Raw genomic sequence first — 13,108 nt, forward strand, 5'->3', positions numbered from 1 at the left:
TTGTGCAGCATCTCTTTATTTTTATAATTTTATGTTCCGCCCGGCAATACTCCGCAATCCCGTAATGCCTGCTTTCTTTAAGCTTACTCTAAATTTTCCACCCAATTATGAAAAAAGTCAATACAATATGTCATTTTCATCAAAAAATTACCTATTTTTATTATTTTTTCTTTCACTTTGCACATTTTCACCCTGTGTAATTTCTTTCATATCAAAAGTCCGTTTCCATTCCTTTGTGCCTTCCACTTTATGTACCTCGGAACGGTTTTTATACAAAAAACGCGTCAGATTATAACAGTCCACCCATATCTCATGACCATTCTCTCTCCACTCCTCATCAAAGATCAGTTCTAATCCATAATGAAGATGCACGGTATCGATATTGTTAACATTTTCCTTTGTACTGTAGCCGGTGTGCCCCATATAACCGATCACATCCCCCGCTGTCACAAAATCTCCTTCTTTCAGCTTTGCCTGATAGGGATAATCCTGCCGCAGATGTGCATAGTAATAGTAACGTTTTTTATCCAGGCTGCGGATTCCCACCCTCCAGCCTCCGTACTGGTTCCAGCCGAGTGCCTCCACATATCCCGACTCAATACAGATCACCGGCGTTCCGATCTGTCCCATCATGTCATGCCCTAAATGCTGCCTTTTATATCCATAGCTTCTTGATACACCAAAATCATCATAATCGCTGTATGGAAATCCTTTTGCGATCGGTGAAAATGCCTTCAGTCCATATTTTTTCACATAAGGGCCGCCTTCGCTCTCCTGTATCTCATAATCACCGACCAGACCTCCCAGTACCGCAGAATATGCCTCTTTATAATAGGAAAAATACTTAAGCTGCTCTGCCGCCTCATCAAATGTCAGTTCTTTTTTCTTCACCTTTTCTGCTGCCTGATTCAGCTCCGACACTGCGGATGTACCAAACTCCCCGCCATTTTTAGCTGCCACATAGGAAAGCAGATCGATCCAGTCAATATGTATCTCTTTTCCATATGTTCCCACATCATATTCATATGCCTTGCACAATGCCTCGTAGGATACATTAAAATCTACCCAGCGGATCGTCCCATCCGATGTTGCAGCGACCGCATTTTCTCCTGCTCCGGCTGTATTTTTACATAAAATAAAAGCAGCCACAAGAAGGATGGCTCCCTCTAAAATAATGGCTGCTCTTACTCTCTGACACCAGGTTTTCTTTCCGATCGACGTCATATGCATGATGATCATCCTCCCCCGCCATTCTTTTTCATTATATGAATACAGCAGGAGGAATATCATATTTTTCGTTATAACATATCTTTATTTTTACGACAGATTCCAAAAATCATTCCTGATATTTCATTCTTCTTTTTCCTGGCACGCACTGCACATTCCATACAAAATTGAATTCTTACACTGCAGCCGGAATCCGTGATCTTTTAAAATATGTTCCGAGATTTCGTCCATAAATTCACACTCCAGATGAATGATCTTTCCGCATTTTACACACTGTAAATGGAGATGTTCCTCACAATGATGCCCCAATTCTACGTACTGGTATACTGCCTGATTCCCTTTTTCAGCAACATATTTGATCACCGTGCCGTCCTTTGCCAGTTTATCTAAATAGCGGTAAATGGTGGTGATGTTTACCTCGCAGTCCTGCGTCCTCAGATAATGGTCGATATCTGCTACCGCCACTGTCCGGTCACTGTTTTTCTTTAAAAATTCCAATATTTTTTTACGGCTGATCGTCGCATAACCACTTCCCGGCATTCTTCCTCGTACCTTCCTGTTTTCTCAATTTTATAATGTTACGGTGCAAACGCATAACATACTTTGATTGCTCACTGACTTATCATTAAAACACAATCCCGCATGCTCTTATGACAATGCCCCAGAATACACCAAGTGCATACAACGCTGCGACGATTCCAAGGTTCTGCTTCCAGTCACGGTTTAAACGGAATAATACCAGAAGTCCGACACCGGCATTGACTAACAGTCCAGACATCATAGCACCCGCTCCGATAATGCCGCTTAAATAAAGTTCTGTAATCACAACCGAAGATGCACAGTTCGGGATCAGTCCGACTAACGCTGCGACAGCCTCACCCGCGAGCGGCATCACTGTAAAAAATCCTGCCAGTGTATCTTCCCCGATAATTCCTATCACAACATTCAAAAGGAAAGAAATGATCAAAATATACAAAAAAATCTTTAATGTGTGCTTCAGTGCGGAAAGTAAAATTCCATCCTCACAGCTGCAGTGTTCTTCCTCACAGACCACATGGATGTCCATTTCTTTTTCATGCTTTTTCATCACACCTACATATAAAAATTCCACCACAAGACCGGAAATCATAGCAATCACTACTTTGGCAGCAAGGATCTTAACGATCACTGCCGGCGCTACTGCCTCTGAAATCATGATCGGGAGCATCTCATCGGAGGTCGACAGAAAAATCGCAAGCAGTGTTCCGACTGTGATCACACGCCCTGCATAAAGGCTTGATGCTGCGGCAGAAAAACCACACTGCGGTATCACTCCAAGCAACGCGCCCCATACTGGTCCGCTTTTTCCGGCATTTCTGATCCGGTTTTTTGCCTTTCCTCCGGTTTTATGCTCTAATGTCTCCATCAGAAGGTATGTTACAAACAAAAAAGGCAGTAATTTTACACTGTCTAATAAAGTATCTAAAATAATATCTAACATATGGCACTCCATTCCTGCAATTATTTTGCAATCGTTTTGCATTTGCAACTTGTTTGCATTTTTATTATACGCAGAAATATCTGAATGTCAAGAAAATTTTCGTATTAACATTTGAATATTGTTATTTAGAAATTAATTGTGCTGTGAACCAAAATAATGCCGGTAAAAAAGAATTGCAAGCACCGCCGTCAGAAAATCTGAAACTGCCTGCGCTGCCAATACTCCGGTATAGCCTGCCAGATGGGATGCAGTCAATATCACAACAGCAAAGATAAGTCCCTGTCTGCTGACCGACAGCCAGAACGCTCCCCATGCCTTTCCGGCAGACTGGAATGTACAGGTCGTCACAAGAACGATCGCTACAAATAACATTCCCATCTGCTGGTATTTAAGCATTTCCACGCCGGAATTTACAATCTGTGCATCATCCATAAATACCCGTATCAGCGGTTTTGCTGCAAGTGACAGGGCTGCGGCAAGGATCACGGCAAGACTGCACTCAAATTTATAACAGAATGCCAGAATTTCTTTTAACCGTTTCTTATTATCTGCTCCATAATTGTACCCAATGAGCGGCTGCGCACCAAATGCAAATCCAACTAATACCAGCACAGCGATCATATTTACTTTCATAACGATTCCCATTGCAGCCACTTTTTCATTGCCGTAAGGCAGTAAAAAACGGTTTGTCAGTGCCATTCCAAAACTCTGCATCAGATTTGTGATCGATGCAGGGATTCCGATGGCAAAAATCGGCTTCAGTTCATCAGCCGAAATATGAAATCCCACAGGGTTTACAGACAATTTCTGGCTTCGTTTCAGTAAAAACCACAGAAAATAAAGATCTGCACATATATATCCGATGACCGTTGCGATTGCAGCTCCTGCTGCCCCAAATCCAAGCAGAGAAATAAATACCGGGTCTAACACCATATTCACAACTGCACCCAATATCGTTCCTACCATAGACGCCTTCGCAAAGCCTTCCGTACGGAGCAGGTTTGATGGTGTAAAGGATAAAATAATAAACGGTGCTCCGATCACAATACCCGTATAATATGCAGACGCATAACACAATGTATCTTCATCTGCTCCCAGCATATGGAGAATTGGCATGCGAAAAGCCAGCATTATGATAATCACCAGAATACCACATAAAATTGCAGCATAAAAACAGAATACGCTCATCCTTCTTCCGTCGTCATCCTGTTTTTTCCCAAACATTCTTGAAATAACAGAGCTTCCTCCAAGTCCAAAGATATCTCCCAGTGCGATCATCAGCGTAAAAACCGGTGCTCCAAGTGATACACCCGCCACAAGATCAGTATTTCCTGTCCCTGCAATAAAATAAGTATCCACCATATTATAGATCAGCGATACCACCATGCTGAGCACTACCGGAAGTGCCATTGTAAAATAAGCCTTAGATACCGGTGCTTTTTCAAAAATTTCGTTTTCTTTCATTTTTCTGTTATCTGCCCTATTTTTAGATATCATCTAAGGATTCTTTGATCTTATCCATGAATCCCTTTTTCTTTTTCGGCTTTTCTGCTGTTCCTGCGCTCTCTGCCGACTTGTTTAAAGTATTACCTGTCGCCTCATCAAATTTACGCAGTGCCTCTTTTGCTTCTGCATTTAAAGATGTCGGAACCTGTACCACCAAAGTTACGTAATGATCACCACGCACAGCTTTATTGCGAAGAGAAGGCACACCTTTTCCTTTCAGACGTATTCTCGTATCTGTCTGAGTACCTGCTTTCACTTCGTATAAAACATCACCATCCACCGTATTAATGCGAACTTCTCCGCCTAATGCCGCCTGTGCAAATGAAATCGGTACCGTAGAATAGATATTCATATCCTGGCGCTGGAAGATCGGATGACGAGATACTACTACCTCTACTAACAGATCTCCACGCGGTCCGCCATTGATGCCAGGTTCACCTTTTTCACGGATTCTGACACTCTGTCCATTGTCAATTCCGGCAGGAATCGATACCTGAATTTTCTTTTTACTTGAAATGTATCCGGTTCCACGGCAATCAGGACATTTATCCTTGATCACCTTTCCGGAGCCGCCACAGTCCGGACAGGTCTGTACATTCTGTACTGTCCCAAAGAAAGACTGCTGGGTAAAAACCACTTTACCTTTACCACCGCATTTTGTACAGGTCTCCGGTGTTGTTCCAGGTTTTGCACCTGTACCATGGCATTTCTGGCACTCATCCTTTAAGACCATCTCGATCTCTTTCTCACAGCCAAATACAGCTTCCTCAAATGTAATGCGGACGCTGGTACGCAGATTCTGACCTTTCATCGGTCCATCATTGCCACGTCTTCTTGATCCACCGCCGAAGAAATCTCCGAAAATATCCCCAAAGATATCTCCCATATCCATACCGGAAAAATCAAATCCGCCTGCTCCACCGGCACTGCCATCAAATGCCGCATGACCAAACTGATCATACTGTTTTCTCTTCTCTGCATCACTTAGCACTGCATATGCTTCCTGTGCCTCTTTAAACTTTGCCTCCGCTTCCTTATCTCCGGGATTCATATCCGGATGATACTTTTTGGCAAGTACACGGAACGCTTTCTTGATCTCAGCATCTGTTGCCGTTTTACTCACGCCTAAGACTTCATAATAATCTCTCTTATCTGCCATAACGTTTTCCTCTCTCAAACTGCATACAGGGTTTCCGGGAAAACCCCCGGAAACCCCGTTGTATTTTTATTATTTCTGATGATTAAACCTCTTTGAAGTCTGCGTCTACGACATCATCATCTGCAGAAGATCCGCCAGCCTGTGCGTTACCGCCCATACCGCTCATGTCAGGACCTGCACCTGCTGCTCCCTGTGCTGCCTGTGTCTGCTCATACATCTTTGCAAATACCTTCTGAGCACTCTCTGTCAGTTTTTCCTGAAGGGATTTCAGCTCTGTTACATCAGCTTCTGTCATTTCTTCCGGATTCTGATGTGCATCTAAGAATGATTTTACTGCATTCATATCAGCTTCTACTGCAGATTTATCAGCCGGATCAAGGTTTGCCCCAACCTGATCTAATGCCTGCTGTGTCTGGAATACGAAGGAATCAGCATCGTTTCTTGCATCGATTGCTTCTTTTCTCTTCTTATCCTGTGCTTCGAACTCTGCAGCTTCTTTTACTGCCTTATCGATCTCATCATCAGACATGTTAGAACCTGCTGTGATTGTAATATGCTGTTCTTTTCCAGTTCCTAAATCTTTTGCAGATACATTTACGATACCGTTTGCATCGATATCGAATGTAACCTCAATCTGCGGAACACCACGACGTGCTGGCGGGATACCATCGAGACGGAACTGTCCAAGGGATTTGTTATCTCTTGCAAACTGTCTCTCACCCTGTACAACGTTGATATCTACTGCTGTCTGGTTATCTGCTGCTGTTGAGAAGATCTGGCTCTTCTTTGTAGGAATTGTTGTATTTCTCTCGATCAGTCTTGTTGCGATACCACCCATTGTCTCGATGGAAAGTGAAAGTGGTGTTACATCAAGAAGTAAGATCTCACCTGCACCTGCATCTCCTGCAAGTTTACCACCCTGGATAGATGCACCGATGGCAACACACTCATCCGGGTTCAATGTCTTACTTGGCTCTTTGCCTGTTAACTGTTTTACTTTATCCTGTACTGCCGGGATACGTGTAGAACCACCAACTAATAATACCTGACCAAGATCAGCATTAGTAAGTCCTGCATCTCTCATAGCATTCTGAACCGGGATAGCTGTCTTTTCAACGAGATCATGTGTCAACTCATCGAATTTTGCTCTTGTTAAGTTCATATCAAAGTGTTTCGGTCCCTCAGCAGTTGCTGTGATGAACGGAAGGTTGATATTTGTGGTTGTTGCAGAAGAAAGCTCTTTCTTTGCTTTCTCAGCAGCTTCTTTTAATCTCTGAAGAGCCATCTTATCAGTAGAAAGATCAACACCTTCTGCTTTCTTGAACTCATCGATCATCCACTGTGTGATTCTGTTATCAAAATCATCACCACCAAGATGTGTATCACCGTTTGTAGATAATACTTCGATAACACCATCGCCAATCTCAATGATAGAAACATCAAATGTACCACCACCAAGGTCGTATACCATGATCTTCTGCTCTTTCTCATTGTCAAGACCATAAGCTAAAGCTGCTGCTGTCGGCTCGTTGATGATACGTTTTACATCAAGGCCTGCGATCTTACCTGCATCTTTGGTTGCCTGACGCTGGGCATCGTTGAAGTAAGCCGGAACTGTGATAACAGCCTCTGTTACTTTTTCTCCTAAGTATCCTTCTGCATCAGCTTTTAATTTCTGTAAGATCATTGCAGAAATCTGCTGTGGAGAATACTGTTTATCATCAATTGCTACTTTATAATCAGTACCCATATGTCTCTTGATAGAAGATATGGTCTTTTCTGCGTTTGTAACAGCCTGACGTTTTGCAGGCTCACCTACTAATCTCTCGCCTGTTTTTGTGAATGCAACGATAGATGGTGTTGTTCTTGCACCTTCCTGATTTGCGATAACGGTAGGTTTTCCACCTTCCATAACAGCTACACAACTGTTTGTTGTACCTAAGTCAATACCAATGATTTTACTCATAATGATTTCCTCCTCATCTAATATCTATGAAATACTTAGTTTGCTACTTTTACCATACTGTGTCTTACTACAGTATCTCTGTACATATATCCCTTCTGGAGTTCTTCTGCTACTACATTTTCTCCTAAGGTTTCATCCTCCACATGCATTACTGCGTTGTGGAAATTCGGATCAAATTCTGCACCGACTGCTTCGATCGGTGTTACACCTGCTTCCTCTAATACGGTAAGCATCTGGCGGTAGATCTTATCCATTCCGACAACAAAAGCATCTTCTTTGCTTTCTTCCGGAACAGCTGCAAGACCACGCTCGAAGTTATCAATTACCGGCAGGATCTTTTCTACGATCGTTTTGGCTCCCATATCGTACATCTGTGATTTTTCCTTTTCTGTACGCTTACGGAAATTATCGAACTCTGCCATCTGTCTTTTGACTTTGTCAGTAAGCTCTTCGATCTGCTCATCCTTTTTATCTTTTTTCTTTTTGAAAAAAGATTTCTTTTTATCTGAATCTTCAGAATCCGTATCAGCATTTTCTGCTTCTTCCGTATCTGCTGTCTCAGTTGTCTCTTCCGTGGATGTCACATTTTCATCCGTCTGGGTTTCAGAAGCATTTTCCTCTGTGGAATTCTCCATTGCTTCGTCTAATACCTCTTCATTCATCTCTGACATCTATGAACCACCTTTCTATGTCTGTTCCTTATCCTTGTTTAAAATTCCATCTAAGGAATTTTTCAAGGTTTTCAGGTTATCCATTACTTTCTCATAATCCATTCGCTTCGGTCCGACAATTCCTATCGTTCCACGAACGCCTTCGCCCAATTCATAAGTTGCTGTCACAACACTGCAGTCCTTCATGGTCTGTATCGGGCTTTCATTTCCTATATAAACCTGAATCCCTGTATTATCATCATCTAACAGGTTTTCAGTTACAAGGCTCGCTAACTGCTGTTTCTCCTCAAATGTGGAGATCAGCTCACTCGCTTTCTCCGAATCACTTAACTCCGGATATTTAAAGAAGTTGGTTGTTCCGCTTGTATAAATGCGGATGTCCTCATCCTGTCCCATCGTCTCTGCCACAGTATCAAGCACATCACTGATGATGTCACTGTGAATGCCTGCCTGCTCTTTCAGCTTTGCAATGGTTCCAAGATTGATCTCCTGCAATGCAAGACCATTTAAATTCGCATTTAACAGGAAATTCAGTTTTAACATCGTCTCATTATCGATTGGTTCACTGACCGGAATAATTTTATTCTTGACCAGATTTCCTTCGGTAACGATCGTTGCTAAGATCTGTTCTTCATTCATATTGGATAACTGGATGAACTTTACTTTATTCTTATGGAACGTCGGTGCTGTTACCATCGTTGCATAATTGGTATTGTTCGCCAATATCTTTGCCACTTGCTGCAACACCTGATCCATCTTCTCCGTGTGTTCGATGACGAAACTCTTCATCTCATCGACCTCACGTTTTTTCTCTTCCATCAGATGATCCACATAAAAGCGGTATCCTTTGTCAGAAGGAATCCTGCCGGCTGAAGTATGCGGCTGTAAAATGTATCCAAGTTCTTCCAGATCTGCCATCTCATTACGGATCGTTGCAGAGCTTAAATTCAAATCGGTATACTTGGATATCGTTCGTGATCCAACCGGTTCGCCTGTCTCTAAATAGTTGCGGATGATTGCATCAAGAATTTTCGTTTTTCGTTCGTCTAACTCGAATTCCTCGTCCATTCTCTTCTCCATCTCCATACTCTGTAACTCTCTGTAAGAATCTGGCATCTGCCTTAGTTCCCAGTTACTTTTTATATCTGTTAGCACTCGTTATTGTGGAGTGCTAACATCTATGTACTTAAAATAGCACCATCATATTCTTTTGTCAACACTAATTTTTATAATTTCTGCGGTTTTATATTTTTTTTATAATTTTACGGTTTTATTCCTTTTTCTTCCTATATATATGAGGATTAATCCGATCAGAACACTGCCACTAACAACCACCAGATAACGCACCAGATGATTTCCTGCATCCAGTCCCAGACTCTCCATAATCTTTTTATACCAGAAATATACCAGCATGTGTAAAAGAAAAATCTCAGTCGAGAGTTCACGCATAATCTTTGCCATTGCTCCCCGCTTATCGCTTACCGGACAAAAAGCGGCTGCCAGAAAAAGATTTGCCGTGACAAGAGGTGTCATTAGATACATATCATGGGATGATTCGCCAATTTTCTGAGTGACGATCCACTCTTCTAACATCATGAGTGCCAGAAAAACTATCGTATGCCATCCATAATCATTTTTTCTGATCCGGTCTGCCTTTACCCGGAACAAATATCCCATCGTCACAAACGGGAATCCAAAAAACAGGCCATTTCTTGCGGTGGCAAATACAGAAAGATACCATCTGATCTCATTTGCAGCCAGAGAAAGATCATCAAAAGCATGATGATAAGTGTTATGGCAGACTCCAGCCAGATATAATAGTACGGCAGCCACTACAATTCTTTTTACACTCCACTGAAAGTGCGTTGCAAGAAGATACAATAACAGTACCGCCACAACCGTTGCAAGAAGATACCATAGCTGTATATAAGAACCGATCAGAAAAAATCTTCTCGCCAGTTCTGACAAATTTCCGGCAGCACTTCTTTTTTTCTCCCAGAACCGGTCAATGATCGGAATCAGATATAACAGACTCCACCATACATACATCTTTATAATATGGAAAAGATATTTTTTTACCCTGCCTTTGTCCGCTATTTTTTCTCCCATAAAATATCCGGTACATACAAAAAAGAACGGCACTGCCATCCGGCAGATTACCTGCTGAAATTCGTGTGAAAATACCGGAGCAGCCTCTTCAAATGGTGGAATGTGAATGGCAACAACTAGAAATGCTGCTGCAAATTTCAGAAAATCAAGTGCCCTGTATTCATTTTTTTCCGATAGATATATCGTAGACATCTTAGATCCTTTCTTTCGTCCTGCCCTGTTCTTTTTTTCTCTTATCACCCGTTCTATATCTGAAAACAGCAATCCCGATCACCGACAGGATTCCAAGACCGCTCAAAACAGCACCCGTTTTTAAATACGGTGTACAGTAATAAAATTCGATCTGATGTATTCCCTCCGGCACATCAATTGCCATATACATCGTATCTGCCTTTAAAACATCTGCTTCCTTGCCATCAATATACGCCCGCCATCCACTGCTGTATGGGACCGTCAGACAAAACAATTCTTCCTGATCTGTCTCAAGAGTACCGGATATCCGGTTGGTATCCATGACGACCCCTTTTAAAACATTCTGTTTCAGTTTTTTTGCCAGACTATCAACCTGCTGCATCGGCTGACATACGATCTGCATCTCATCAAACCGGTAAGTCCCCTTTTCATGAAATGTCAGTGTAATTTCATCTGCTTTTTCATCACGATAGCCGGTATTGATCAGATAATCATCCACACCACTGTAAAAATTATTCTTTCTGGTAAGGAATGTAATCATCTTTGTAATCTTTCCACAGGTCACATCAATGTGCAGACGGCTCTTCGACTGTGTTAAGGTTTTTCCTTCCTCCGAAAACCCAAGTCCCTTTAATATAAAGTATGTTTCGCTCTCCGGCATCCCCTCAAAGGAAAGTGTGACCGACGCTTTCTTTTCTGTCGCTGTAAATCCCTGGTCTGTCAGTTCCACGTTATGCATATCCGTAATCTCATAAGAAATCTCTTTATCTGTAAATTCCATTCCGGTTTCCTTCTGAGCTAATGCAGCCGGAACCTTATCATCCTCCACAATGATTCCCTGTAAAAGTGCCTGCTGTTTTTTTGTTACATCCAGCTTTTCATAGATACTCCGTGGAATTACTGCACTGCCTGCGAATCCGACCGGCAGTACGGAATCATTCTCATAGGCATCGCATTTCACTTCATACTGTCCCCCCGCGCCAAGTGTTCCACGATTGATACAGACGTTGTAACCATATGGACGCAGTCCTTTATTCCCGGACGGCACCACATAATAACGCACGCCGGAAAGTACTTCTAACATCGTGCGCGCATCAAACCCGGAATAACAGAAATCCCTGGTCTGATTGATGTACATTTCTCTCTGAAACTGGTTGATATCCGGGTTTGCAAGACTGAAATAATAGGAAGTACCATTAATTCCAAGCTGCATTGCCGTGTTTTTCCACTCCTCAGACTGCAGGGACTCATAGCGGTATGTCGTATCTTTCGCATGATTTTTCACAAGGTTTCCAGCCGCACCCTTTGTCAGCATGGAAAGTGCCTCCCCCTGTGTGGCAAATTCCTCCACATAACCGCCCGCCTGTGGCGCATATTCTGCCCATCCCTGATAGATCAGTTCCAGCATCACGACCACTAACAATGCCGCTTTAAAAACAAATTTTTCTTTCGTCTTTTTCCCGGTTCCGACAATGAGGACTAACAGCACGGAAAATAATAATAATGCCACTAATACATACTGTTTCTGATGCTTTCCAAGCACCTCCAAGCACAGGCAGATATAGGTGATCCCCGCCCAGAAAAGTGCTATTTTTTTCTTAAAATGCATCTCCATCATCTGTGGATACATTTTTACCGCAATAAAAGACACGAGCATAGAATATGCCCACATGTAACGGTTTACCACATAACTTCCACCATTCAACATTTTTCCCGCAAATGGGAACAACAGTAACAGCGTCATAAGTACAAATCCGGCACGCAGTCCCCTGTTTTTTCTTCGCCCAAGAAGAAGCAGCAGCACTGCCAAAAGGACGATTCCCGTATATCCCAGTTCACTCCAGTAGGTCGAACCTCCGATCAGGAATCCATAAAATAATTTCCGATAATAAGATAACGGATAAAGCAATGAAAACGTATGCTGTGCTCCTGCCCTTCCTGTAGATAATGTCATGGCAACAACCGGAAGCAGAATAATAGAAACAGATGACAGCGTTACAAACGAGTATGCCGCAAAACGCCATACCCAGTACCATACCGTCTTAAAAACCGGTTTTCCAAACAGCATCAGGTAACGAAGCAGGGCATAGATGGCAACAAAGATACAGATCATATAGGTAAAATAAAAACTGCTGACCGTTGCCACCGCAAGCATTCCCATATATAACCATGGTTTCTGTTTTTTATAAATTTTATCCACACCAATCAGGATCAACGGCAGATAAATCATCGGATTTAAAAAATACGGATGGCGCACCGCAATGATAACCCAGAAGCAGAAATCATATACCATTGCCCCAAGCAGCGTAGAATAAGGTTTCTGTCCGTGATACCTGCAATATGCAGAAAATGCCAGTCCGGCAAAATAAATCCTTACCAGAACCATCGCATTGTAAAAAAGTTCCATATACTTTTCATCCGGCACAAACACCGATAAAAGATTGAGTGGATCACCGATCACATAATAATGAAGCGTCGTCAGCACATCTGAGCCAAGTCCGATATGCATGTCCCACAGCGGAACCGAAAGCCTGTGTTCTGTAATAAGCGTATCTATGATCGATAACAGCCAGGAACGGTAATAAAGCAGCGCATTGAAATGCTGCTGCAAACCGTCTGGAACCCATATAAAACTCTTTTTATTTATGATAAATACGGAGAATACCGCCCCCGCAATGATTGTAAAACATATGGTATATGCCAGAGCAAACCAGACTTTTTTACTGACGTTACCATTTTTATTCCGTAGGAATCCCATTTTTTAATTTCTCCCATAGAAAAAGACCAAAGCACATTGT

The 13,108-nt window shown here is 42.3% G+C and carries 10 protein-coding genes; all 10 read right to left on the reverse strand.

All coding sequences use genetic code 11. The annotated features are described in order from the left end of the window. Window positions 1–147: 147 nt before the first annotated feature. Entirely contained in the window at window positions 148–1,230 is a 1,083-nt protein-coding gene (locus tag H8S51_RS12715; protein WP_186899118.1) for a M23 family metallopeptidase, read from the reverse strand. A 120-nt stretch (window positions 1,231–1,350) separates the two neighbouring features. After that, the gene (locus H8S51_RS12720) at window positions 1,351–1,767 is read right to left on the reverse strand and encodes a Fur family transcriptional regulator (RefSeq protein ID WP_117919673.1); all 417 of its coding nucleotides are present in this window, start codon (window positions 1,765–1,767) and stop codon (window positions 1,351–1,353) included. Between the two features lie 85 nt (window positions 1,768–1,852). Next, entirely contained in the window at window positions 1,853–2,707 is an 855-nt protein-coding gene (locus H8S51_RS12725) for a putative manganese transporter (RefSeq protein ID WP_241070710.1), read from the reverse strand. 132 nt (window positions 2,708–2,839) lie between these two features. Then, window positions 2,840–4,171 (reverse strand): MATE family efflux transporter, encoded by a 1,332-nt coding sequence (locus H8S51_RS12730; RefSeq protein WP_117919704.1) that lies wholly within the window; start codon window positions 4,169–4,171, stop codon window positions 2,840–2,842. A 22-nt stretch (window positions 4,172–4,193) separates the two neighbouring features. Continuing rightward, window positions 4,194–5,372: a molecular chaperone DnaJ gene (gene dnaJ / locus H8S51_RS12735; RefSeq protein ID WP_117919669.1), complete on the reverse strand. Its 1,179-nt coding sequence runs from the start codon at window positions 5,370–5,372 to the stop codon at window positions 4,194–4,196. Between the two features lie 82 nt (window positions 5,373–5,454). Continuing rightward, window positions 5,455–7,338, reverse strand: coding sequence for a molecular chaperone DnaK (dnaK, locus tag H8S51_RS12740; RefSeq protein ID WP_117919667.1), 1,884 nt, complete (start codon window positions 7,336–7,338; stop codon window positions 5,455–5,457). A 35-nt stretch (window positions 7,339–7,373) separates the two neighbouring features. Beyond that, on the reverse strand, window positions 7,374–8,009 hold the full coding sequence (grpE, locus tag H8S51_RS12745) for a nucleotide exchange factor GrpE (RefSeq protein ID WP_117919665.1): 636 nt from the start codon (window positions 8,007–8,009) through the stop codon (window positions 7,374–7,376). 15 nt (window positions 8,010–8,024) lie between these two features. Then, window positions 8,025–9,077: a heat-inducible transcriptional repressor HrcA gene (hrcA, locus tag H8S51_RS12750; RefSeq protein WP_241070711.1), complete on the reverse strand. Its 1,053-nt coding sequence runs from the start codon at window positions 9,075–9,077 to the stop codon at window positions 8,025–8,027. A 186-nt stretch (window positions 9,078–9,263) separates the two neighbouring features. After that, window positions 9,264–10,310 (reverse strand): acyltransferase family protein, encoded by a 1,047-nt coding sequence (locus H8S51_RS12755; protein WP_241070712.1) that lies wholly within the window; start codon window positions 10,308–10,310, stop codon window positions 9,264–9,266. Window position 10,311: 1 nt separating this feature from the next. Beyond that, a complete protein-coding gene (locus H8S51_RS12760) occupies window positions 10,312–13,068 on the reverse strand; it encodes a YfhO family protein (protein WP_186899117.1) in 2,757 nt (918 codons plus the stop codon). Between the last annotated feature and the right edge of the window lie 40 nt (window positions 13,069–13,108).

Origin of the sequence: Roseburia rectibacter (assembly GCF_014287515.2) — a bacterium.
Taxonomy (GTDB): domain Bacteria; phylum Bacillota; class Clostridia; order Lachnospirales; family Lachnospiraceae; genus Roseburia; species Roseburia rectibacter.